Raw genomic sequence first — 22,372 nt, forward strand, 5'->3', positions numbered from 1 at the left:
GCGCCCCTCGGTGTCCGCCCAGCGCCCGCCGGGCAGCGAGGTGTGACCGACCCGGACGTCCGTCCCGCCGAGCCGGCGTGCAGACCGGCCGGCCGCCGCCCGCCCTCCGCCTCGGCCCCGGGAAAGCGCCCGGCCAAAGAGGAGAGAGCGGAAATACGGCAGCGGGCGGCGGTCCGGCAGCCGCCCGTCCGCGAGGGCGCCGGTGGGGCCGGTCGCGGAGACGGAGCGGCCGGCGGCGGACAGACAAATCGCCATCGCCCGGTTGCGGTGCCCGCACCCCGCTCCCGGCCCGCCCGATGCCGGCGCGACCGCTCGGGGTGTCGCAACGGCCCTGAGGGCCCGCACCCCTCGCACCCCATGCCGCACCGACAACCCGCACCGCACAAAGAGAAAGAGCAGGGAACTTCCATGTACGACCTCGTGGTGGTGGGCGCCGGCCCCTACGGACTCTCGATCGCCGCACATGCGGCGGCGGCCGGACTGCGGCTGCGGGTCCTGGGCCGGCCGATGGCCTCCTGGCGCGACCACATGCCCGACGGCATGCTCCTCAAGTCCGAGCCCTGGTCCTCCGATCTCTCCGACCCGTCGGGCGGCCACACCCTGGCCGACTACTGCGCCGCCCACGACCTGACCGCCGAGCACGGCGTCCCGCTGCCCCTCGACACCTTCACCGCATACGGCAGATGGTTCGGCGAACGGGCGGTGCCACAGGTCGAGGAGGTCACCGTCACCGGCGTCCGCCCGGACGGTGACGGCTTCCACGTGGAGACGGACACCGGCGAGCAGATCGCGGCCCGGACCGTGGCGCTCGCCGTCGGCGTGATGCCGTTCGTCAACCGCCCCTGGCCGCTGCTCGAACTGCCCCCCGAGCTCGCCTCGCACAGCAGCGACCACCGCGACCTGCGCCGCTTCCGCGGCCAGGACGTCACCGTGATCGGCTCCGGGCAGGCGGCGCTGGAGACCGCGACCCTGCTCGCCGAACAGGGCGCCCGGCCCCGCGTCGTGGCCCGCGCCGACCGGCTGCGCTGGAACGCCCCGCCCCAGCCACTGGAGCGCGGCCGGCTGCGTGCGCTGCGCGATCCGCACTCCGGGCTCGGCACCGGCTGGCCGAGCCGGCTGTGGTCGGAGATGCCCTGGGCGGTGCGCCGGCTGCCCTCGGCGACCCGGGTACGCATCGCCGAGACCGCGCTGGGCCCGTCCGGTGCCTGGTGGCTGCGGGAGCGCTTCGAACCGACCGTGCCGGTCCTGCTGAGCCACCGGCTCCGGGCGGCGGTCCCGCACGACGACGGGGTGCGACTCCACCTCACCCATACGGAGGGCGGTACCGAGACCGTGGACACCCACCACGTGGTGGCGGCCACCGGTTTCCGCCCCGACCTCGGGCGGCTGCGGCTGCTCGTTCCCCAAGTGCGCACCACCCTGCGGACGGTGGGCGGCAGCCGGGCGCCCGAGCTGAGCTCCGGCTTCGAATCGTCGTGGCCCGGACTGTTCTTCGCGGGGCTGCTGACCGCCCCGTCGTTCGGCCCGTCGATGCGCTTCGTGTACGGCGCGGACTTCACTGCGGCGCGGCTGCTGCGCGGCGTACAGCGCCGGCTGGGCGACCGGCGCGGCGCCACCACCATCCCCCGCCCGGCGAGGGACGGCGCACCGGCCGCGCAGGGCACGTAGGACGCGGGCTTCCCACGCCGCAGGGCCCGGCACCGGCCGGGCGGCCCCTGCGCTGCTCACTGGCAGCGGTCGACGGCCTCGATCGTGCGGGCCGCCTCGCCGAGCGCCGCGCGCAGCACGGCCGGGTCGGTGGCGGCGGCGCCCGCGCCCTCCGGGGGCACCAGCCAGCCGGTGCCGGTCACCGGCGGCTGTGCCGCGGTCCCTTCACCGCACAGCGCACCCAGCGCGATGCCCCGCCCGGAGGTCTGGGTACAGGCGCTGCCCGGCACGTCCCAGCCCGCTGCCGTGCCCGCGGGCACCAGAAAGCCCAGGGTGTCGCAGGTGCCGTCGTGCAGGACCGGGCCGACGCCGTCCCGCAGCCGGAGGATGTCGACGGCTTCCAGCCCCTGCCGGGCCGGCACCGTCACGAGGTCGCACGACTGCGCCGGTACGGCCGGTGCCCCGCCTGCGACGGCCTGGCCCGCGGACCCGTTGCCGCCCCTGCTCACGCCGGTCTCCCACACGGAGAACCCCTCCTCCTGCACGCACCAGACCCTTTACACCGTCTTCAACGGTCAGGCGTGTCAACAGCTACGGCGGCGTAACGCTGCAAAGGATGGCAGTTCATGGCAGATCGTGCGCGAGATATCCGATTTGTAGGCAAACTCTCCGTATCGGAGCCATCACAGCCGGTACGGTCATCCCGCCGCACCGCCAGGAGGCGGCATCGCCACCTGATGGCACGGAGAGGGCACGGAGAGGGTCCGCCATGGCGTCGCCAGCAGCAAGTTCAGCGTCGTCCCGCACCGTACCCGTCCGCCCGAACCTCGCTTTCCGACAGCTGCGCGGCCGGCTGTCGCCAGGCGAGTTCGCGGCGGCGGTCCGACGGTCCGCCCGTGAGATCGGCGAACAGGTCTCGTGCGACGCCCGCTATGTGGGCCGCGTCGAGTCCGGGGAGATCAGGTGTCCGAACTACGCCTACGAGCGCGTGTTCCGGCACATGTTCCCGGGGCTGACGCTGCCCGACATGGGCTTCGCGCCGCGCGAGGCGGTACGCGGACGGGGGGCGCGTACGGCGGCGGTCAGCGCCGCGCCCCTGGCAACCGACCCCGACCACCGCGATACCTGTATCCAGATCTGCGAGGAGAGCGACGTGCTGCGTCGCGCGTTCATCACCGGCGGCCCGGCAGCGGCCCTGGGCTTTGCCGCCCTGCATCCCATCGAGGCCACTGCCGCCGCCGCATCCGCCCGGGTGCCGGGCCCCCGCGCATCGGCCACCGGCCGGGCCGGGGCCGCCGAGGCCGCCGCCGTCGAGGAGGCCGTCCGCCAGATCCGGCTGCTGGACGACCGGCACGGCGCCGAGGGCATCTACCGCCGCGCCGCCCAGCCGCTGCGTGCCGCCTACGAGCTGCTGGACGCGGGCGTACAGCGCAGATCGGTGGCCGACCGGCTGCACGCCGGGGCCGGTGAACTCGCCATCACCGTCGGCTGGTTGGCACATGACTCGGGCCGTTTCGAGGACGCCCGCTCGCACTACGCGGAGGCACTGGCCACCGCCCGGGTCTGCGGCGATGCCGCCCTGGAGGCCCACGCCTTCTGCAACACGGCGTTCCTCGCCCGCGACGCCGGCCGGCCGCGCGAGGCGGTGCGCGCCGCGCAGGCCGCACAACAGGCCGCGAGACATCTGGCCTCGCCGCGGCTGCTGTCACTGCTGGCGCTGCGTGAGGCGGGCGGCTGGGCGGGGCTGGCGGACCGCTCCGGCTGCGAGCAGGCGCTGGTCCGGGCGGAGCGGCTGTTCGCGGGCGGGCCGCGGGACGGCGACCCGGAGTGGATGACGTTCTACGGCGAGGCCGAACTGGCGGGCCTCCAGGCGCAGTGCTGGTCGGCAATGGGCGAAGCGGGGCGCGCCGTGGAGCACGCGCGCCGGGCGGTGGCTCTCCAGGATCCCCACTTCACGCGCAATATCGCCCTGTTCACCGCGGAGCTCGCGGGCGACCTCGCGGACAGCGGAGCGCCCGAGGAGGCAGCCGCGGCCGGGGTCCGGGTGCTGGCGCTGCTGGCCCAGGTCCGGTCGGCCCGTATCCGTTCGATGCTCGACGGCACGGCCCGGACGCTGTGGGCGCATCGCGACTGCGGCGCGGTCGCCGACTTCCTGGAGCGGCACGCGGCATCGGCCGCGTCCGAGGACGGGACGGCGGCCCCGGACTCCGCCGGCTGACGGCGCACGCCCGACGGGCGGGCGCCTACGGGCTGTCAGGCGGCCTGCGGAGCCCGTACCTTCGGGCCGTCGGACGGTCCTCGGGTCCCGCACCTTCGGGCCCTCGGACGGTCCCCGGAGCCCGCGCCTTCGGGCCGATTCGCGTCTCGTGCCTGCCCTCAGCCGAGGTGTCCGGTGTCGTTCCAGCGCTCGATCGCCGGCTCCCCGTAGGCCCAGCCGAGCACCGACAGGGACGTCGGCTCCAGCCGGATCCGGGCGCCGAAGGAGATGTCCAGGCCCAGCCAGCGGGCGCCCAGGGCGCGCAGGATGTGGCCGTGCGCGAAGACCAGCACATCCCGGTCGGCCGAGCGCGCCCAGCCGATGACCTCGTCGGCCCGCGCGGTGACCTCGGCGAGCGTTTCGCCCTCCGGCACACCGTCGCGCCAGATGAGCCAGTCCGGCCGCCCCGACTTGATCTCGGCCGGTGTCAGGCCCTCGTACGCGCCGTAGTCGAACTCCATCAGCGCATCCCACTGCTGCGCCCGGTCCCCGAAACCGGCCAGCTCACAGGTCTCCTTCGCCCGCACGAGCGGGCTGGTGCGGACCTCGACGCCCGGCAGGCCGTCCCAGGGTGCGCGGTGCAGCCGCTCGCCCAGCAGCTTGGCGCCGCGCCGGCCCTCGTCCAGCAGCGGGATGTCCGTACGGCCGGTGTGCCTGCCGGACAGCGACCACTCGGTCTGCCCGTGCCTGGCCAGGAATATGCGCGCTGCCATGGTCGTACCTCTCGCCGACTTCTCGGCTGTTCGTTGCTCGGTGCGGGCGGCGTCGACCGCGGGCCTTCCATCATCGCGCATCGGGTCGTTTTGTCCCTGACCGGGGAGGCCGTCATGCCGCTGACCGGGGACGTCGCCCGGTCCGTGAGCGGGGATGCCGTTCGGCCCCGGCCTGCCGGGGCCTGCCGGGGGCGCGCCGACCGTACAGCGTAGGGGCGCGCGGGAGCGGCACCCGCAGACGGCCGGTCCGTGGCCGGTCGCCCCACATGTCGGTGCCGGATGCGAGACTTCCGCAGGTGAACGTTTTCCGCGACAGCCGACCCGCACCGGCCGCCCCCGGGGCGGAGCAGCCGGTGGCGACACCGGGCCTGCGGCAGAGGCTCACCGAACTGCGCGGCCCCGGGGTGCGCCCCCGCTCCCTCGACGCCCGCGCGCTCGCCGCGCTGGCCGCCAACCCCGGCTGCCGGCGCCGTGCGCTGCTGGACGGCGCGGGCATCGACAAGGGCGCGCTGGCCCAGGCGCTGGGCTCGCCCGCGGCGTACGGGCAGTCCCAGTTCGCGTTCGTCCGGGGCAATGCGTTCGAGGCCCGGGTGAAAGCCGACGGCGGCACGGAGTTGCTGCGGCTGCTGCACGAACGGCTGGCGCCCGGCACCCCCGCCCCCTCGCCCGATGAGGTGGCCACCCCGGATCTGTCCGCGGCCGGGCCCGAGGGCCGGGCGGCGCGTACGGCACTGGCGCTGCGCGAGGCGACCGCGGGCGGCGGCTGGGCCCTGCTCGACCATCCGCTGCTGGCCGTCGAGGTGGCCGGTTCGCCCGCCTATGTGGAGCCGGACGCGGTGGTGGTGCATCCGGACGGCGGCTGGACGGTCGTCGAGATCAAGTCCTTCCCGATGATCGACGGTTCGGCGGACGCCGCCAAGGTGGGCGCCGCCGCGCGGCAGGCGGCGGTCTACGTGCTGGCCCTGGAGCCGGTCGCGGGGCATGTCGGCGCGCACACCGGCCGCACGGTCCGGGTCCGCGACCGGGTGCTGCTGGTCTGCCCGAAGGACTTCTCCAACCTCCCCACGGCCGCGGCGGTCGACGTCCGCAAACAGCTGGCCACGACCCGGCGGCAGCTGGCCCGCCTCACCCGGGTCGAGGAGATCGCCGCCGCCCTCCCCGCCCGGACCACCTTCGACCTCCGGCTCGCGGACGACGGGAAGACCGCGACCCGCCCGCCCGAGGAGCTGGCCGAGGCCGTCGAAGCGGTCGGTGCGGCCTACGCCCCCGAGTGCCTGGCCGCCTGTGAGCTGGCCTTCCACTGCCGTAAGCGGTCCCGTCAGGACGGCGCGGTGGAGGCGCTGGGGCGCGGCGTACGGGGCGAGTTGGGCGGGCTGCGCACCATCGAGGAGGTCCTGGCGGCGGCCGGACCGGACGGCCCGGAGCCCCCCGCGGACCCGGACGGTCCACACGACCCGGCCGTGGTGGCGCTGCGACGGGCCGCCACGCTGCGCGCCGAGGCGCTGGCGGCCGTGCCGGCGCAGCGAGCGGAGGAGCCGGGATGTCACTGATCGAGACGCTGGCCCGGATGGAGGCGGTCGCCACGGGCCGCGCGCAGCCGCGCTGCACGGTCCGGCACCGCCATCTGTCCGAACGCCCCCTGGTCCTCGTCCTGTTGACGACCGCGGGCGAGGCCGGTGCCCCGCTGGGCGCGCTGGTCGGCACGGACCGCGAGAAGCCGCAGCTGCTGGCCGTTCCGCAGCCGCGCGACCGCGATCTGCGGTTCGCGTTCCTCGCCGAGCTGGCCGAGACGGTGCTGCCGTATGTGGACGGCTTCGCGGACGCCATCGAGTGGGAGGAGCGCAAGGAGACCGATCCGGAGACGGGCAAGAAGGTTCCGGTGCAGGTCGAACTGTGCGCGGACGCACCCCAGTTGATCGTTCCGAGCGCCGCCGGTATCGAGTTCGTCCGGCTGCTGGGCCGCTCGATGCGGTTCCGGCGGACGGCCGAGCAGGAGCCGGAGACGCCGTACCCCGCACCCCCGCACGTCCCGTTGCTGGGCCGCTGGCTGACCCATTTCGGCGAGCGGGCGCGGGTCCCGGGCGCGAGCCTGCTGCTGTCCATGACGGGCCTGCTGACCCGCCACTGGGCGAGCGGCCAGAGCGTGCTGGAGGACCAGCATCTGGGCGCGCTGCTGTCCTGGATCGACCCGCCGCCGGGGCTGTCGGGCCAGGAGGCGGCCGAGCGCGCCGAGTCGGCGCGCGGCGCGGACGGGCAGCTGCTGTGCCCGCCGGCCGGCCCGGCCACCGACCCGGCGTTCGACAACCGGCTGCTGGCCCCCGCGATGGCCCGCTACGACGCCGGGCTGCCGGGCGCCGAGGACGCGCTCCGGGCCCTGGTCGAGGGGCAGCTGCGGCCGACCTGGGACGCCGTCTGGCACGGCCTCGACCTGCTGCGGGCGCTCCCCGCGGGCAGCCGGGTCCCCGACCGCTGGAAGCGCGACCGCTGGTCGTACACGGCGCACCGCGACCGGGTGCGCGCCGGGGAGCCCCCGCAGCCCCGTCAGGACGACGCGGTCACCGCCGCGCAGAAGCTGTCCGCACGGGAGACCGCACAGGCCCAACTGGACGCCCAGGAAGCCCTGGACGACCCGTTGGTGATGGCGGGGCGCCGGCTGGCCGGCGAGGCGTTCCAGGGCACGGTCACCGCCGTCGAAATGGCGTTCTCCGAGGGCAAGCGGCCGATGCCCCGCCCGCTGGTCACGCTGCGCACGGCCGACCGTCCGCAGCTGTCCGAGGGTGGCAAGCTCTACCGCGCCCTGGCAGACGGCAGGACCCAGACCGCCGAATTCGTGGCGGCCGTGGGCGAGGAGCCGGGCGCGCTGGTGGTGCGGCTGACGGGCGGGATGGGGCGCGGGAAGACACCGGAGCCCGGTTCGGTGCCGGAGCCGGACGAGACCGTGTGCTGGACGCTGTTCGAGCACGCGCCGCGCGGCGGCCCGGAGCTCCCGGACCCCGAGGACACCCCGTGGACCCACGGCGGCCCCCCGCCCGGCGCCGCGGACGCACCGCACGCCTCCCCCGACCCCGTGACCCCGGAGGACTTCCTGTGACCCGCGCCCGGTATGCGACCGCCCTGGAGAACACCGCCGTATGACGGCCACTCAGGATCCCCACGCGACCACCACCGGCTCCTTCGATCCCGCCGCCGCGGCCGCCGCGGCGACCGAGGCGATCCTGCACGACACGCTGCACGGCTCCCGGCGCGGCGTGGTCGTGGACTCCCCGCCCGGCGCCGGCAAGTCCACCCTCGTGGTGCGGGCGGCCCGCGAACTGGCCGCCGCCGGACGCCCGCTGATGGTGATCGCGCAGACCAACGCCCAGGTCGACGACCTCGTGCTGCGGCTCGCCGAGAAGGACCCGCAGCTGCCGGTCGGCCGGCTGCACAGCAACGAGCCCGGCGCGTTCGACCCGGCGCTGGCCGAGCTGCCCGCGGTCCGTACGTCCGCGAAGGCCGCGGATCTCGCCGGGATGGACATCGTGGTCTCGACGGCCGCGAAATGGGCGTACACGAAGGTCGACGAGCCGTGGCGGCACGCCATCGTGGACGAGGCCTACCAGATGCGCTCCGACGCGCTGCTGAGCGTCGCCGGGCTCTTCGAGCGGGCGCTGTTCGTCGGCGACCCGGGCCAGCTGGACCCGTTCAGCGTGGTCGGCGCGGAGCAGTGGGCGGGGCTGGCCTACGACCCGTCCGCGAGCGCGGTGTCCACCCTCCTGGCCCACAACCCCGATCTGCCGCAGCACCGGCTGCCGGTCTCCTGGCGGCTGCCCGCCTCGGCCGCGCCGCTGGTCTCCGCCGCCTTCTATCCGTTCACCCCCTTCCGCAGCGGCACCGGCCACGGCGACCGCCGGCTGGCGTTCGGGGTGCCGGGCGACGGCTCGGGAGTGGACCGCGTCCTGGACGAGGCCGCGGAGTCCGGCTGGGGCCTGCTGGAACTCCCCGCCCGCCGTACGCCGCGCACGGACCCGGAGGCGGTCCGCGCGGTGGCGCAGGTGGTGCGCCGGCTCCTGGACCGCGGGGGCGCCGCGACCAGCGAGGGCCGGCACGATCCGGACGGGGTGCCGGTCCCGGTGCCGCTGACCGCGGGCCGGATCGCGGTCGGCACGGCCCATCGCGACCAGGCGGCGGCCGTCCGCTCCGCGCTCGCCGGCCTCGGCGTGACCGGGGTCGCGGTGGACACCGCCAACCGTCTCCAGGGCCGCGAGTTCGATGTCACGGTCGTGCTCCACCCGCTCTCCGGCCGCCCCGACGCCACCGCGTTCCATCTGGAGACCGGACGGCTGTGCGTGCTCGCCTCCCGCCACCGGCACGCCTGCATCGTGGTCTGCCGGGCGGGCGTCGCCGGCCTGCTCGACGAACACCCCTCGACCGAGCCGGTCCGGCTGGGCGTCACGGTCAAGTTCCCGGACGGCTGGGAGGCCAACCACGCCGTCCTCGCCCACCTGGCGGAACACCGGGTGGCATGGCGCCCGTAACGGGGTGGCATGGGTCCCTGGGGGAGTTGCCCACCACCTGCCGCCGCGGGCGGAAGGGAAGACGGCGGCCGGCCCCCGCACGGCACGGCCTCCGGCCCCCTTGCGCGGGGCGGGACAATGGAATGCGGCACACGATCTGGAGGTAGGTACATGTCCGAGCCGCGACCGGCTCCCGACCCGCGTGGTACGGCGCCGGGACCACGGCGGATGAAGCCCGCGCAGCTGCTCTTCGAGCCGCCCGAGGCCGTCTCCGACCCCGAGCACTTCTTCGGCCTGGAGTCGATGGAGGACCCGCGCGAGCTGCTCAACCGTGCCACGGAGCTGGCCCTGGCCTTCCGCGCCGCGGCCGACCGCGCCACGGAATTCCAGGCACTGGCCGCGGCCCAGCTGACCGACCCCAGCCGGTTCGACCGGATGCCGCCGGCCGTGCTGGCGGAGCAGGCGGAGTGGACCGAGGACTATGCGCAGAAAATGATCGAGTTCGGCGCCAGTCTGATGCGCAGCAGCAGCGCACTGCCGGGCGACATGGACTGAGCGCCCCCGGTCCCGCCGACCGTCCCAGGCGTCACATCCGCACCACGCGCTCCGCTACGGCTCATGGTCCATGACCATGGGCCGCTGGCATATGCAAGAGGCGTAAGATACCGGCTCCCCCACCACTCCGTCCCGTTTTCCGTCAATCAGCTCAACGCGCACGCGCCGGCTCGGTAGACCTGTCCCCCATGAGCGAATGGCTGCCTGAGACCCCCCGCACCCTGGCCTTTCCCACCGCCGCGTATGTCACCCTCGCGGGCGCCGACTGGCTCGCCTCCGCCAGCCCCCACCCCGACGAGATGCACGCCCTGTGGGCCACCCGCCCGGCCGCCCCGAGCGTGCTGCCGTGCGGCACCGCCTTCGACGTGATCAACGCCCCCGCGCTGTTCGGGCGGCGGATGGCCGACCGTTTATGGTCCGACGGTCCCGGCTCGGGCCCGGTGGCGGCGCACCGCGGCCGGATCCTGCTCTTCGCCGCGCCGGGCACGGCCCAGCGGCTGCCCGCGCTGCTCGGCTGGGAGGAGTGGGCCACCGCCGTCCCCCCGCTGCTGTGCCATGGCAGCGGCGATGCGGTCACCGTCCCGCCGCTGCACCCGCCCCGTGGCGCCACCGAGGACGCACCCGCGAACGCCCCCTTCCTGGCCGCCGCGGAGCCGCCCTTCCTGGCCGCCGAGGAACCGTCCGGCCCGGCCGGCTCCCGCTGGCTGGTGGCGCCGGACGTCCGCGACCCCTGGCTGCCGGGACCGGACGTACTGCTGTGGGCCTGTGTCCGCGCCGCCCGCTCCGTGGCCGGTCCCGAGAAGGAAACCGCAGCTCAGCACCCCGTTTCGGCGCTGACCCGGGGCTGAGACAAACCGATTTTTGTCCTCCCCGACCATGATGCTAATGTTTTCCCCGTCAGCAGGCGCCGCTAGCTCAGTTGGTTAGAGCAGCTGACTCTTAATCAGCGGGTCCGGGGTTCGAGTCCCTGGCGGCGCACAGACAGTCGAAGGCCTCCACCGCGGTGGGGGCCTTCGTCGTATGCCGGTTCCCTCGCGCGCACTGCCGGCCGTCCGCCGCGGCCTCGGGACCGCCGGGCATCCGCGGGGCGTCAGTCGCGCCCGACCTTGACCGCCCAGTCCCCGTCGGTCGTCCGGCCCTCCACCTGGATGCGTACGCCGTCCTCGGCGTCGTTCATGCTCTCCCCCACGCCCAGGGGCGCGTCCGCGAGCGGCGGATAGACGGAGGAGCCCCGGCAGGCCGAGGTACCGGGGTGCCCGTCGAGGACCTGCACGGGTCCCGTCCCGGAGGGCGCCCGGCTGCGCACGCGGTAGACCAGGACACCTTCGGCACACATGGAGCGGTCATTGCCCATGGCACCGCGTGCCTCGATGGCGACGGCGCTTTCGGGCCCCGTACGGGCCACCAGGAGCCGTGTCCGGCGCTGGGCCCGGGGCTCCTTGGGGGCCGACAGCGTGCGCAGCGAGTGCACGGCCGGGCGGGTCAGATCGACACAGTCGACCTGGTTGTCGGAGATCCAGCCCAGCTTCCATTTGTGCCAGGCGAAGGGGTCGGGCGCCAGACCGAACTGGCTGCCCATGAGGTCCCAGTCGCCGACGTAGGTGTCCCAGTCGCCCTTGCCGTCCTCCGGCCGGTGGTAGAGGTCCGGCAGGTCGAAGACGTGCCCGGTCTCGTGGGCGAGGACATTGCGGTCCGGCGGGCTCTGCTCGAAGACGGTGACGAACCGGCGCAGATCGCGGTCGTCGGCGTGCATCGGGCGGTCGAGGTTGACGACCTTGGTGGCGTCCGAGTCGACGCCGGGGGCGTCCGGGTCGGCGACGAAATAGACCACGTCGAAGCGGCCGAAGTCCACGAACGGGTCGGCGGCGGCGACCGCGTCGCGCAGATAGGAGGAGCGCCGGCCGGCGTCCCAGTCGCGCTGTATCCCGTAGGAGCCGGACGGGTGCGGCATCCGGATCCAGTAGCGGTGGACGCGCGGGCGCAGCCGGAACTTCCCGTACGAGGCGCGGTCGAAGAAGCCGGAGGTGGCGGGGAAGTAGTCGCGGGAGAGCTCTTCCGGGTCGGCGGACGGCCGGGCGTCCGGGAAGGACAGGTAGATCATGACGGCGTCGAGCGGCCGGTCCGGGCGTGGATAGGCGCTGTTCCAGCTGTCGACGCCCTCGGAGTGGTGCGCGTCGGTGCGTCCTAGGGCGCACGGGAGTGCGGCCTCGGAGGCGGTGGCGGGTCCGGCGACGATGGACGTCGCGATGAGCGCACTCAGGGAGGTGGCGACGGCCGCGACGCGCCGCAGACGGCGGCGATCCACCCCGTCGGGTGTCTGAGCGCGCGGCACATCTACCTCCAGGGACGGATTCGGAGACCTCACCTACCCTGTGGCGATTTAATGCTATTCGTCCTGTTTTGCAGCCCCGGAAGAGTGACCGGCGCGTCTTGGTCACCCCGTAACGGAAAGTCACAAACAGCCAATGGGGCATTCAGTACGAACAGAGCCGCGCAGAAATGGCTGAAGTTCCGTCATGCGGGCGGACGATCACGGCTGCGTCGCTGGCTCGGCCGTTGCGCCAGCCTCTATGATCGCCACACTTTCCAGCGCGAGATCCCCCCTTCATCACGAGACAGCGCCATGCGGGAGCGAGCAGTGAGCGGACACCCCGACAGTCCGGGCCGCACGCCCGGAGCGACGCTCCCCTCAGTGACGGAGCGTAACGGTACGACCAAAGGATCTGCCGAAGCCAGGCACGCCCCGGCCGGCCGCTGCGATGACACCGCGGCCTCCCTCGGCGACTACCGCGCCACCTTCTACGCCGCCCGGCTGGCGATGGCCGTCCTCAACCGCGACGGCCTGGTCCTCGCCGCCAACCCCGCCTTCGGCGAACTGGTCGGCGCCGACCCGGCCGAGCTGGTCGCCGCCACCGCGGCGGACCTCACCGACCTCGGTGCCGACCCCCGGGTGTGGACCGCCTACCGCGAGGTGCTGTGCGGCCGCAGCGACCGGCTGCGCTGCACCCGCCGCCTCAAACACCCCGAAGGGCACTCCATCTGGGTGGAGGTGACCGTCGAGCCGCTGACCCCGGAGCCGCTCAGCGGAGAGGAGCGGATGCTGCTGTCGGTGGCGGACATCAGCGACCGGCACGATCTGCTGGCCCGGCTGCGGCATCTCCAGATGCACGATCCGGTGACCCGGCTGCCCAACCGGGCGCTGTTCTTCGAGCGGCTCTCCACCGCACTGGAGACCGCCTCCTTCGAACCGTCCGGCACCGGCCGGATCGGGCTGTGCTACCTCGACCTGGACGGTTTCAAGGCCGTCAACGACACCCTCGGGCACCGCGTCGGCGACCGGCTGCTGAGCGCGGTGGCGCAGCGGCTGACACGCTGCGCGGAGAGCGCGGCGGACCGCGGGCCGGGCCACGCCGGGCACCTCGTCGCACGACTGGGCGGTGACGAATTCGCTCTTTTGGTGGAGGACTCCACCGGCACCGACCAGCTGGCCGAGCTGGCCCAGTCCGTCCTGGACGCGCTACAGCGCCCGTTCGACCTGGCCGGGCAGCGGCTGTCGGTGTCGGCGAGCATCGGCGTGGTGGAGCGGGCCGCCACCGGCACCACCGCGACCGGTCTGATGCAGGCCGCCGACACCACGCTGTACTGGGCGAAGGAGGACGGCAAGGCCCGCTGGACGCTCTTCGACCCGGAGCGCAACGCCCACCGGATGACCCGGCAGGCGCTCTCCAGCACCCTGCGGCCCGCCGTGGACCGCGGCGAATTCACCCTGGAGTACCAGCCGCTGGTCGGACTGGGTGACGGCCGGGCGCAGGGCGTGGAGGCGCTGGTGCGCTGGCGGCATCCGCAGTTCGGGACGCTGTCGCCGAATCGGTTCATCGCCCTGGCGGAGGAGAACGGCGCGATCGTCGAGCTGGGCCGCTGGGTCCTGGAGCGGGCCTGCTACCAGGCACGGGCCTGGCAGCTGGCGCACCCCGGCCAGCCGCTGTTCGTCAGTGTCAATGTGGCCGTGCGTCAGGTGTGGGACTCCGACCTGGTCGCGGATGTCGCCGGGATTCTGGCGGAGACCGGGCTGCCGCCGCGGCTGCTCCAGCTGGAGCTGACCGAGTCGGCCGTGATGGGCTCGGCCGGCCGGCCGCTCCAGGCCCTCCAGGCCCTCAGCGACATGGGCGTACGGATCGCCATCGACGACTTCGGCACCGGCTACTCCAACCTCGCCTACCTCAGCCGCCTCCCGGTGTCCGTACTGAAACTGGACGGGTCCTTCGTCCGCGGCTTCCGCTCGCAGGAGCACCCCAACCCGGCGGACGAGATGATCGTGGAGGCGCTGGTGGCGCTGGCGCACCGGCTGGGCCTCACGGTCACCGCCGAGTGCGTGGAGAGCGCCGAGCAGGCCGAGCGGCTCCGCCGGATCGGCTGCGACACCGGCCAGGGCTGGCTCTACTCCCGCCCCGTCGCCCCCGAACGGGTCGAGGCCCTGCTCGACGCGGGCCGGCACACGGGCGCCTGAGGGCCCCGCGCAGCCGGACCCGGGGCGAGTGGAACGCAGTTCCGCCCGCCCCGGAAAAGAATCCCGCCGCGACGGCGCGCACCCCCCACGGCGAGGGTCCGGCGGAATCGACGGCAGCGGCAGCCACCGCGTACGAGTACCTAGCCCCGCGGCAAGCCGTACGCGTCCGCGATCAGCTCGTAGGAGCGCAGCCGGGCCGCGCCGCCGTGGGCGTTGGCGGTGATCATCAGCTCGTCGGCGCCGGTGCGCTTGGCGAGCTCGTCCAGGCCCTGGCGGACGGCGTCCGGGGTGCCGTGGACGACATTGCCGAGCCAGCTGTCGACGAAGCCCCGCTCCAACTCGTTGAAGCGGTACGCCTCGGCCTCCTCGGGGCTCGGGACCAGGCCGGGGCGGCCGGTGCGCAGCCGGACCATGGACAGCGCGCCGGTCAGCACCTGGCGGCGGGCCTCGTGCTCCTCCTCGGCGGCCAGCGCCGCGACCCCGATCAGGGCGTACGGCTCCGACAGCACCTCGGAGGGGCGGAAGGACGCGCGGTAGAGGTCCAGCGCGGGGACGGTGTTGGCCGCGGAGAAGTGGTGCGCGAAGGCGAACGGCAGGCCGAGGGAGCCGGCGAGCCGGGCACTGAAGCCGGAGGAGCCCAGCAGCCACAGGGGCGGCCGGTGAGCGGACTGGACGCCGCCGGGCGAGGTGGCCTGGACCGGGCCGGGGACCGCGTGGATCTTGGCGTAGGGGTGGCCGTCGGGGAAGGAGTCGTCGAGGAAGCGGGTCAACTCGGCCAGTTGCTGGGGGAAATCGTCCGCGCCCTCGTGCAGCCGCTCGGTCCGGCGCAGCGCCGCGGCGGTGGCGCCGTCGGTGCCCGGCGCACGGCCCAGGCCCAGATCGACCCGGCCGGGGGCCATCGCCTCCAGGGTGCCGAACTGCTCGGCGATCACCAGCGGGGCGTGGTTGGGCAGCATCACGCCGCCGGAGCCGAGACGGATGCGCTCGGTGTGGGCGGCGAGGTGGGCGAGGAGCACGGCGGGCGAGGAGGAGGCGACGCCGGGCATGGAGTGGTGCTCGGCGACCCAGTAGCGGTGGAAGCCACGGCGTTCGGCCGTACGGGCGATGTCGACGGCCGTACGGACCGCGCCGGAAGCGGTGTGGCCGGCCCCGACCGTCACCAGGTCGAGCACGGACAGCGGGACCGGGGCGCTGCCCAGGGCCGCGCCCCGTATCCCGTCGCCGCTTTCACTGTTGGCCTCTTCGCTGCCCCGGGTCTGGTCACTCTCGCCGCTCACGGTGCGGGTCCTCCTCGCGTCAGTGGTCTGCGAGGAGGGTAACCGGAGAGGCTCTCCACTTATTCCCGGGTCAGATCCGGGGCCGGCACCGGCGGGCGGCGGGCGCCCGCCGCCGGACATACGCCGGTGCCGCCGGACATGCGCCGCTAGACGTGCGCCGTCCGCGAGAAGAGGGTGCCGAGCACCGGGCAGGAGATCGTGCGGTCGAGCAGCCGCAGGCCCTCCCAGGCCGTCACCTGATTGGCGGTGAGCACCGGCTTGCGCAGCTCCGCTTCGAGGGCCGGCAGATGTTCGGCGGTGTGCAGTGCGGTGTCGGGCAGCAGCACCACCTCGGCATCGGGATGGTCGCCGGCCCGTGCCAGCGCCAGCACCTCCTCCCGGCCCCAGGTGCCGACCTCGGCGGCCGTGATGATGCCGCTGCCGCGGGTCGAGACGACCTCCGTACCGGCGGACTTCAAGAAGGCGTGGAAGCGCTCGGCCACATCGTCCGGATAGGTGGCGGCGATCGCGACCCGCCGGGCGCCGAGTGCCTGCACGGCATGCGCGAAGGCGAAGGACGTACTGGAGGCGGGCAGGCCGGCGGTGACGGACAACTCCCGGACCTGTTCGTGGGCGCCCTCCCAGCCGAAGACGAAGCTGGCGCTCGTGCAGGCCCAGACGACGGCCTCGGCACCGCGCTCCTTGAGGGTGTCGACGCCGGCCGCCAGCCGCGCCGCGGAGCCCATCTCCAGCAGCGCGTCGACCCGGTGGGCGTCCTCGCCGATGTCGGTGTGCACGAGCGGCAGCTGGACGGCGCCGCCCAGGAGCGATTCGAGCCGGGGGTAGTCGTCCTCCGCGGAGTAGCCGGGGTAGAGGAAGCCGACCGATGCCATGCAGATCTCCCTTGCGTGTACGGCTGCGGGTGCAGGGGCGTTCGTGGGTGCGGGTGCGTCACAGGTGGTGCGGCGAGGTGCGGAAGGGGCGCTGCCGGCGAGTGGGGCGACGCCGGCAGCATCCTGGGTGAGAGCCGGGCCCGGACCGGCCGGTCTCACACCGGGGGCAGACCTCCTGTGTCCTCGGGCGGGTAGGGCGGGGGTTCCAGGCCGTCGAGGGCCTCCCCGTCCGGTGGCACGGAGGAGGCGGCGAAGGCGGCCTCGGGGGTCGCCCGCGGCAGCCCATCCGTCGGCACCGCCGGCTCCGAACCGGACATCGCGGCCGGGCCGCGGCGCGCCACCGGATCGAGCAGCGCCTGGTACGGGCCCACCGCCTGGACGCCGATGGCGCGCAGCGCGGCCCACATCGTGACCTGATTGGCGGACAGCACCGGCATCCGCAGCTCGGCCTCCAGCTGCGGGATGACGTCGTAGGTCGGCAGATTCGTGCAGCTGATGAAGAGGGCATCGGCGGAGCCGACCACGGCCGCGCGGGCCATGTCGACGACGTCGCGGTAGGGCACCTTCCAGATGTGCCGGGTCAGCCCGAGGTAGGCGCGGCCGGTGACCGTGATGCCGGCTTCACCGAGGAAGTCCTCCAGGGAGTCGGTGACCGATTTCGTGTAGGGCGTGACCACGGCGATGCGCCGTGCGCCGATCTCGCGCAGCGCTTCGATCAGTGCGCCCGATGTCGTGAGGGAGGGAACCTCCCCCGCCTGGGCCATGGCGGCGCACATGGCCCGCTCGCCCGCCACCCCGGCGACGAAGCTGCCGGACGTGCAGGCATAGGAGATGACCTGCGGTGATACCGCGCACAGCGCCTGGACGGCGGCGTGCAGCGTTTCGTGCTCACTGACCAGACGAGCCAGATCGAGGCTGACCTCGACGGGCACAAAAGGGGTGCGGGTGAGGTGGAGGGACACATCGTCGGGTACCCAGCGCCACAGCTCTCGGTCGAGCGCGAAGTCGAAGGGAGCGACGACACCCACGCCGAGCTGCGGCTGTGGGCCACCCAGAAAAGAGACGTCCATGAAGGCCCCTAGAACAAAAACGAAGGGCTGGAATGGCCAGGCCAGTGGCCGAGGATGAGGTGCAGCCGGATCAAGCCGGGACGTCGGAACAGAGCCGTTGTTGACACGGTAGATACGACTTCTTAGCGTGGTCAATCCTCGCATCCCAGGCATCTGTCGGCGCCCCTTTCCATTGAAAGGGACTCACGTTTCAGAACGGTTTCTGGCTATGTCCGAAAGCACCGTCCTCGTCCTCGGTTCCGACCCGCCTCCGAAGCTCGACCGGCTCACCGGGCGGGCTCGGGTGATCTTCACCGATGAGGACTCGCTCGCTGACCGACTCCCCTCCGCCGACGTGCTGTTGGCCTGGGACTTCACCTCCGATGCGATCCGCAGAGCCTGGCCGGAGAAGGGCCCCAGGCCCCGCTGGGTGCACACCGCCAGCGCCGGTGTGGATCAGCTGCTGTGCCCGGCGCTGGTCGCCGACGACACCCTGGTGACCAACGCCCGGGGCGTTTTCGAGCAGCCGATCGCCGAATATGTCGCCGGGCTGGTGATCGCCATGGCCAAGGACTTCTACGGAAGTTGGGAGCTTCAGCGGCAGCGGCGCTGGCAGCACCGCGAGACGCTGCGGCTGGCCGGCAGCCGGGCCGTCGTGGTGGGCTCCGGGCCGATCGGCCGGGCCATCGGCACCACCCTCCTGGCACTGGGTGTCAAGGTCGATCTGGTCGGCCGCCGGGAGCGCTCCGGCGACCCCGAATTCGGCCTCGTCCATGCGAGTGACGCGCTGAACGGCCTCCTTCCCCAGGCGGATTGGGTGGTCTGCGCGGCGCCCCTGACCGAGGCCACCCGCGGCCTGTTCGACAAGGCGGCGTTCTCCCGGATGCCGCCGCGGGCCCGGTTCATCAACATCGGGCGCGGGCCGCTGGTCGTCGAGGACGCTCTGGTGGCGGCGCTGCGCGAGTGGCGGATCGCGGCGGCCGCGCTGGACGTGTTCGAGCAGGAGCCGCTGCCCACGGACAGCCCGCTGTGGGACGTCCCGCATCTGATCGTCTCGCCCCACATGAGCGGCGACACGCTGGGCTGGCGGGACGCCCTCGCCGAGCAGTTCCAGGACAACTTCGACCAGTGGTCGGCCGGCCGGCCGCTGCACAACCTCGTCGACAAGCGGCTCGGGTACGTCCCGGTGCAGTGACGGCGCGGCCGCCGGGGCCCGCCGCCCCGGCAGCCGCGCCCCCGCCGCCGCCCCGCCCGGGGGCGGCCAACGCTCGGAGGACGCATGACCACCGAACCGACCCAGCTCGCCGACCTCACCGCCACCCGTCTCACGGCCGGGTACGCGGCCGGCGAATTCTCCCCCGTCGAGGCGGTCCGGGCGGTGCTGGAGCGCGCCGAGGCCGCACAGGACGCGACGAACTGCTTCACCCGGATCGACGCGGACGAGGCGCTGTCGGGCGCCAAGGAGTCGGCGGAGCGCTGGCGGGCCGGTACTCCGGCCGGGCCGGTGGACGGGGTGCCCGTCACCGTCAAGGATCTGATCCTCACCCGGGGCACGCCGACGCTGCGCGGTTCGCGGACGGTGCGGGCCGAGGGCCCGTGGGAGGAGGACGCCCCGTCGGTCGCCCGGCTGCGGGAGTCCGGTGCGGTGTTCGTCGGCAAGACCACCACCCCGGAGTTCGGCTGGAAGGGCGTCACCGACAGTCCACGGCACGGGGTGACGGGCAATCCGTACGACCCGGGGCGCACCGCGGGCGGCTCCAGCGGCGGCAGCGCGGCGGCGGTGGCACTGGGCGCCGGGCCGCTGTCCCTGGGCACGGACGGCGGCGGTTCGGTCCGTATCCCGGCGTCCTTCTGCGGGATCTTCGCCCTCAAGGCGACCTACGGGCGGGTGCCGCTGTATCCGGCGAGCCCGTTCGGGACGCTGGCGCACGTCGGGCCGATGACCCGGGACGCGGCGGACGCGGCGCTGATGATGGAGGTGATCTGCGGCGCGGACTGGCGGGACTGGTCCCAGCTCGGTCCGGCCGCAGGCCCGTTCCGTCAGGCGCTGGCCGGTCCGGTCTCCGGGCTGCGGGTGGCCTTCAGCCCCTCGCTCGGCTGGGACGTGGCGGTGGCCCCGGAGATCGCCGCGGCGGTCAGGTCGGCCGTCGGCACGCTGGCCGGGCTCGGCGCGGTCGTCGAGGAGATCGACCCGGGCATCGCGGACCCGGTGGAGGCCTTCCACACGCTGTGGTTCAGCGGCGCGGCACGGGTGGTGCAGCACCTGGACGACGCGGACCGGGAGCTGCTGGACCCGGGGCTGCGGGAGATCTGCGAGCAGGGCGCCCGGTACAGCGCGCTGGACTACCTGGCCGCGGTCGACACGCGGATGGCGCTCGGTCAGGCCATGGGCCGCTTCCACAGCGCCTACGACCTGTTGGTGACGCCGACCGTGCCGATCACTGCCTTCGAGGCCGGCGTCGAGGTCCCTGCCGGATCCGGCCACACCCGCTGGACGGGCTGGACGCCGTTCACCTACCCCTTCAACCTCACCCAGCAGCCGGCCGCGACGCTGCCCTGCGGGGTGGACGGAGACGGGATGCCGATCGGCGTCCAGCTGGTCGGCGCGCGGCACGCGGACGCGCTCGTCCTGCGTGCCGCGCACGCCCTCTACGAGGCGGGGACCGCGCAGATCCCGGCGCCGCCTGCCCTCTGAGGTGACCGCGTGCACCCGCTCTAGGCCCGCCGGAAGTTGAGGGTCTCCCCCAGGGCTCCGGCCCGCCACAGGTCCTGACAGGCGTCGGCCATCCGGTCCAGGCCGTCGACGACGCTGCCCCACACGATGCCCGGCACCCAGCCCGCGTCACCGTTGATCAGCAGATTGTTGCGCTCATAGAACAGCGCAAGATCGACGACGGTGGCGCGGCCCTGGTGCTGGGCCTGGGTCTCGTAACCGTAGGACTTCGTACCCAGTTGGGTGTCGGTGAAGGTGAAGTAGCACAGATCGCCGGGGATCGGGGTGATCGTCGGATTCTCCAGCGGCGGCTCCTCGGGAGCGAACGGCGCAAGCAGGGCGTAGATCTCGTTGCGGGCGTATTTGGCGTGATAGACGTCGCCGCCGAGTGGGAGGGCATCCCACACGGCATTGCAGGTGATCGGCGCGCGGTCGTCGAGCAACTTGGCCGTGCAGCTCACGCCGCGCTTGTCCAGGGAGACTTCGATGAAGCGATCGGTCATGCCCCGATCGTAGGTGGGCAATACCGGCGTACGGAACAAGTCCGAGGCGCTTCTATCAAGGGCTGGAAACGATCGGCATATCTGTCAGGCGTTCGGGTAGCCGCGCGCCCATGGCTCCACCACAGGAGAACACCAAAATGATCAAGAGAAAATTGGCAAGCGGCATCCGCCGCCGCTCGCTGCTCGCGGGGGTAGCGGCGCTCGGCGCAGCGGGTGCGGTGGGAGCGGCGACGGGCTGCTCCCGGGTCGATATCTCCGGCGCGACCGGAGGCGGACACCAGCTGGAGGACCTGCGGAAAAAGGGCACCATCCGCATGGGCATCGCGAGCGAACCGCCCTATGCCTCGATCAACAGCAAGGGTGAGCTGACGGGTGAGGCACCCGCGGTCGCCAAGACCATCTTCCGCCGGCTGGGCATCAAGAATTTCGAGCCGGTGCCGGTCGAGTTCGGCGCATTGGTGCCGGGACTCCATTCCTTCCAGTACGACGTGATCGTCGCGGGCATGTTCATCAACAAAGCCCGCTGCGCGGCCGTCCTCTTCTCCGACCCGGATTACGAGAACAAGGACGCCTTTCTCGTACTCAAGGGCAACCCGAAGAAAATCCACTCCTATGCGGACATCGCCAAGGGGAAATTCCGGATGGGCTCGGGAATCGGCTATGCGGAGATCGACTACGCGGTCGGCAACGGTGTCAAGAAGGACACGATCCAGACCTACGGCGACCAGATCGCCGGTATGGAGGCTCTGGAAGCGGGCCGTATCGACGCCTTCGCCGGCACGGCGCTGACCATGATCGAGGCGCTGAAGGCCGGTAAGCATCCCAAGGTGGAGATGACCGAGCCGTTCACGCCGGTGGTCGACGGGAAGCCCCAGCGCGACGGCGGCGGTTACGGCTTCCGGATCGGCGAGACCAATCTGCGGGACGCGTTCAACCGCGAACTCCAGAAGATGAAGAAGAGCGGCGAACTCCTGCGTATCGCCAAGCCGTACGGCTTCACCGAGGAGTTCATGACCGACCTCACGGCGAAGGAGCTCTGTAAAAAGTGACCGGCGCCCTATGGCAACTCTTCTTCGAAGGACTGTGGATCACCATCCAGTTGATGGTCTACAGCGCCGCCCTGGCCGCCGCCGTCGCCTTCGGTATCGGTCTGGCCCGCACCTCACGCTTCTGGATCGTCCGCTTCCTGTCCGGTGTCTATGTGGAGTTCTTCCGCGGCACCTCGGCCCTGGTGCTGATGTTCTGGCTGTTCTTCGCGCTGCCGCTGCTGGGCTGGCAGCTGGTCGGTATCTGGGCGGGCACCCTGGCGCTGGGCCTCTCCTACGGGGCGTACGGCTCCGAGGTCGTCCGCGGCGCCCTCCAGTCGGTGGCACCCGCCCAGCAGGAGGCGGCCATCGCACTGAGCTTCACGCCCTGGCAACGGCTGCGGAAGGTGCTGCTGCCGCAGGCCGTCCCCGAGATGATGCCGCCGTTCAACAACCTGCTGATCGAGCTGCTCAAGGGCACCGCGCTGGCCTCGCTGCTGTCCATCGGCGAACTCACCTTCCAGGCCAAGCTCGCCCGGCTGTCCACGGGCGAGAGCGCCCAGATCTACGGAATCATCCTCGTCCTCTACTTCGCGGTCGCGTTCGTACTGACCCGGATCATGCGGGTGCTGGAGCGCCGCGCCAAGGCCTCGGTCGGCCGGGCGGTACCCAAGGGTGAGGGCTGGTTCTCCCGCAAACTGCCCGTCGAGAAGCAGGGCCCCGAGGCGCTGGCCACCGGAGGAAAGCCGTGAACAACTGGT

At 73.0% G+C, this 22,372-nt stretch carries 19 protein-coding genes and 1 tRNA gene; 13 read left to right on the forward strand and 7 right to left on the reverse strand.

Translation table 11 applies throughout. From position 1 onward, the window contains the following. The first annotated feature begins 408 nt into the window (after window positions 1–408). Window positions 409–1,668: an NAD(P)-binding domain-containing protein gene (locus tag K7C20_RS13410; RefSeq protein ID WP_053209969.1), complete on the forward strand. Its 1,260-nt coding sequence runs from the start codon at window positions 409–411 to the stop codon at window positions 1,666–1,668. A gap of 56 nt (window positions 1,669–1,724) precedes the next feature. Here the strand turns inward: K7C20_RS13410 and K7C20_RS13415 are convergent, their stop codons facing one another. Then, complete coding sequence (locus K7C20_RS13415; RefSeq protein WP_246655301.1) at window positions 1,725–2,192, reverse strand: hypothetical protein; 468 nt, start codon at window positions 2,190–2,192, stop codon at window positions 1,725–1,727. A gap of 224 nt (window positions 2,193–2,416) precedes the next feature. Between K7C20_RS13415 and K7C20_RS13420 the strand changes: the two genes are divergently transcribed. After that, window positions 2,417–3,865 (forward strand): hypothetical protein, encoded by a 1,449-nt coding sequence (locus tag K7C20_RS13420; protein ID WP_053209970.1) that lies wholly within the window; start codon window positions 2,417–2,419, stop codon window positions 3,863–3,865. Between the two features lie 158 nt (window positions 3,866–4,023). On the opposite strand, the gene K7C20_RS13425 is transcribed toward K7C20_RS13420, so the two are convergent. Further along, window positions 4,024–4,617 (reverse strand): histidine phosphatase family protein, encoded by a 594-nt coding sequence (locus K7C20_RS13425; protein WP_030081052.1) that lies wholly within the window; start codon window positions 4,615–4,617, stop codon window positions 4,024–4,026. A 266-nt stretch (window positions 4,618–4,883) separates the two neighbouring features. Here K7C20_RS13425 and K7C20_RS13430 point away from each other — a divergent pair, with 266 nt between their 5' ends. From K7C20_RS13430 to K7C20_RS13455, 6 genes are all read left to right on the forward strand, one after another. Beyond that, complete coding sequence (locus K7C20_RS13430; RefSeq protein ID WP_409351306.1) at window positions 4,884–6,167, forward strand: hypothetical protein; 1,284 nt, start codon at window positions 4,884–4,886, stop codon at window positions 6,165–6,167. Next, a complete protein-coding gene (locus tag K7C20_RS13435; protein ID WP_030081056.1) occupies window positions 6,158–7,708 on the forward strand; it encodes a hypothetical protein in 1,551 nt (516 codons plus the stop codon). Before K7C20_RS13430 ends, K7C20_RS13435 begins: the two co-directional genes overlap by 10 nt. A 40-nt stretch (window positions 7,709–7,748) precedes the next feature. Further along, a complete protein-coding gene (locus tag K7C20_RS13440) occupies window positions 7,749–9,131 on the forward strand; it encodes an AAA domain-containing protein (RefSeq protein ID WP_053209971.1) in 1,383 nt (460 codons plus the stop codon). A 207-nt stretch (window positions 9,132–9,338) separates the two neighbouring features. Continuing rightward, the gene (locus tag K7C20_RS13445; RefSeq protein WP_053209972.1) at window positions 9,339–9,665 is read left to right on the forward strand and encodes a hypothetical protein; all 327 of its coding nucleotides are present in this window, start codon (window positions 9,339–9,341) and stop codon (window positions 9,663–9,665) included. A gap of 188 nt (window positions 9,666–9,853) precedes the next feature. Further along, complete coding sequence (locus K7C20_RS13450; protein ID WP_053209973.1) at window positions 9,854–10,513, forward strand: bifunctional DNA primase/polymerase; 660 nt, start codon at window positions 9,854–9,856, stop codon at window positions 10,511–10,513. 56 nt (window positions 10,514–10,569) lie between these two features. Continuing rightward, window positions 10,570–10,643, forward strand: a tRNA-Lys gene (locus tag K7C20_RS13455). Window positions 10,644–10,755: 112 nt separating this feature from the next. Here K7C20_RS13455 and K7C20_RS13460 read toward each other — a convergent pair. Continuing rightward, window positions 10,756–11,997, reverse strand: a complete 1,242-nt coding sequence (locus tag K7C20_RS13460; RefSeq protein WP_030081069.1) for a M6 family metalloprotease domain-containing protein — start codon at window positions 11,995–11,997, stop codon at window positions 10,756–10,758. Between the two features lie 360 nt (window positions 11,998–12,357). On the opposite strand from K7C20_RS13460, the gene K7C20_RS13465 reads away from it, so the two are divergent. Continuing rightward, window positions 12,358–14,172 carry a putative bifunctional diguanylate cyclase/phosphodiesterase gene (locus K7C20_RS13465; protein WP_053209974.1) on the forward strand — a complete coding sequence of 605 codons (1,815 nt, stop codon included), beginning with the start codon at window positions 12,358–12,360 and terminating at the stop codon, window positions 14,170–14,172. Between the two features lie 140 nt (window positions 14,173–14,312). On the opposite strand, the gene K7C20_RS13470 is transcribed toward K7C20_RS13465, so the two are convergent. The 3 genes from K7C20_RS13470 to K7C20_RS13480 all read right to left on the reverse strand — a co-directional run bounded on the left by K7C20_RS13470 (window position 14,313) and on the right by K7C20_RS13480 (window position 17,391). Beyond that, entirely contained in the window at window positions 14,313–15,449 is a 1,137-nt protein-coding gene (locus K7C20_RS13470) for an LLM class flavin-dependent oxidoreductase (RefSeq protein WP_053209975.1), read from the reverse strand. A 146-nt stretch (window positions 15,450–15,595) separates the two neighbouring features. Further along, entirely contained in the window at window positions 15,596–16,321 is a 726-nt protein-coding gene (locus K7C20_RS13475; RefSeq protein ID WP_030081072.1) for a maleate cis-trans isomerase family protein, read from the reverse strand. A 155-nt stretch (window positions 16,322–16,476) separates the two neighbouring features. Further along, entirely contained in the window at window positions 16,477–17,391 is a 915-nt protein-coding gene (locus tag K7C20_RS13480) for a maleate cis-trans isomerase family protein (RefSeq protein ID WP_030081073.1), read from the reverse strand. 208 nt (window positions 17,392–17,599) lie between these two features. Here K7C20_RS13480 and K7C20_RS13485 point away from each other — a divergent pair, with 208 nt between their 5' ends. Both K7C20_RS13485 and K7C20_RS13490 read left to right on the forward strand, forming a co-directional pair. Further along, entirely contained in the window at window positions 17,600–18,565 is a 966-nt protein-coding gene (locus tag K7C20_RS13485; protein WP_053209976.1) for a D-2-hydroxyacid dehydrogenase, read from the forward strand. A gap of 84 nt (window positions 18,566–18,649) precedes the next feature. Next, window positions 18,650–20,065 carry an amidase gene (locus K7C20_RS13490; protein WP_030081076.1) on the forward strand — a complete coding sequence of 472 codons (1,416 nt, stop codon included), beginning with the start codon at window positions 18,650–18,652 and terminating at the stop codon, window positions 20,063–20,065. A gap of 20 nt (window positions 20,066–20,085) precedes the next feature. On the opposite strand, the gene K7C20_RS13495 is transcribed toward K7C20_RS13490, so the two are convergent. Next, on the reverse strand, window positions 20,086–20,586 hold the full coding sequence (locus K7C20_RS13495) for a DUF3830 family protein (RefSeq protein WP_030081080.1): 501 nt from the start codon (window positions 20,584–20,586) through the stop codon (window positions 20,086–20,088). Between the two features lie 110 nt (window positions 20,587–20,696). Between K7C20_RS13495 and ehuB the strand changes: the two genes are divergently transcribed. Both ehuB and ehuC read left to right on the forward strand, forming a co-directional pair. Next, on the forward strand, window positions 20,697–21,635 hold the full coding sequence (ehuB, locus tag K7C20_RS13500; RefSeq protein WP_030081081.1) for an ectoine/hydroxyectoine ABC transporter substrate-binding protein EhuB: 939 nt from the start codon (window positions 20,697–20,699) through the stop codon (window positions 21,633–21,635). Beyond that, complete coding sequence (ehuC, locus tag K7C20_RS13505; RefSeq protein ID WP_030081083.1) at window positions 21,632–22,363, forward strand: ectoine/hydroxyectoine ABC transporter permease subunit EhuC; 732 nt, start codon at window positions 21,632–21,634, stop codon at window positions 22,361–22,363. Before ehuB ends, ehuC begins: the two co-directional genes overlap by 4 nt. The last annotated feature ends 9 nt before the right edge of the window (window positions 22,364–22,372 follow it).

Origin of the sequence: Streptomyces decoyicus, from assembly GCF_019880305.1 — a bacterium.
Taxonomy (GTDB): Bacteria; Actinomycetota; Actinomycetes; order Streptomycetales; family Streptomycetaceae; genus Streptomyces; species Streptomyces decoyicus.

What these genes read in the sequence shown, in the direction of transcription:
- K7C20_RS13425 (WP_030081052.1), bottom strand. Translation starts at nt 4,617, where the DNA reads ATGGCAGCGCGCATATTCCTGGCCAGGCACGGGCAGACCGAGTGGTCG.
- K7C20_RS13450 (WP_053209973.1), top strand. Translation starts at nt 9,854, where the DNA reads ATGAGCGAATGGCTGCCTGAGACCCCCCGCACCCTGGCCTTTCCCACC.
- K7C20_RS13480 (WP_030081073.1), bottom strand. Translation starts at nt 17,391, where the DNA reads ATGGACGTCTCTTTTCTGGGTGGCCCACAGCCGCAGCTCGGCGTGGGT.
- K7C20_RS13475 (WP_030081072.1), bottom strand. Translation starts at nt 16,321, where the DNA reads ATGGCATCGGTCGGCTTCCTCTACCCCGGCTACTCCGCGGAGGACGAC.
- ehuB (WP_030081081.1), top strand. Translation starts at nt 20,697, where the DNA reads ATGGCTCCACCACAGGAGAACACCAAAATGATCAAGAGAAAATTGGCA.
- K7C20_RS13485 (WP_053209976.1), top strand. Translation starts at nt 17,600, where the DNA reads ATGTCCGAAAGCACCGTCCTCGTCCTCGGTTCCGACCCGCCTCCGAAG.
- K7C20_RS13435 (WP_030081056.1), top strand. Translation starts at nt 6,158, where the DNA reads ATGTCACTGATCGAGACGCTGGCCCGGATGGAGGCGGTCGCCACGGGC.
- K7C20_RS13420 (WP_053209970.1), top strand. Translation starts at nt 2,417, where the DNA reads ATGGCGTCGCCAGCAGCAAGTTCAGCGTCGTCCCGCACCGTACCCGTC.
- K7C20_RS13495 (WP_030081080.1), bottom strand. Translation starts at nt 20,586, where the DNA reads ATGACCGATCGCTTCATCGAAGTCTCCCTGGACAAGCGCGGCGTGAGC.
- K7C20_RS13490 (WP_030081076.1), top strand. Translation starts at nt 18,650, where the DNA reads ATGACCACCGAACCGACCCAGCTCGCCGACCTCACCGCCACCCGTCTC.
- K7C20_RS13430 (WP_409351306.1), top strand. Translation starts at nt 4,884, where the DNA reads ATGTCGGTGCCGGATGCGAGACTTCCGCAGGTGAACGTTTTCCGCGAC.
- K7C20_RS13410 (WP_053209969.1), top strand. Translation starts at nt 409, where the DNA reads ATGTACGACCTCGTGGTGGTGGGCGCCGGCCCCTACGGACTCTCGATC.
- K7C20_RS13445 (WP_053209972.1), top strand. Translation starts at nt 9,339, where the DNA reads ATGAAGCCCGCGCAGCTGCTCTTCGAGCCGCCCGAGGCCGTCTCCGAC.
- K7C20_RS13440 (WP_053209971.1), top strand. Translation starts at nt 7,749, where the DNA reads ATGACGGCCACTCAGGATCCCCACGCGACCACCACCGGCTCCTTCGAT.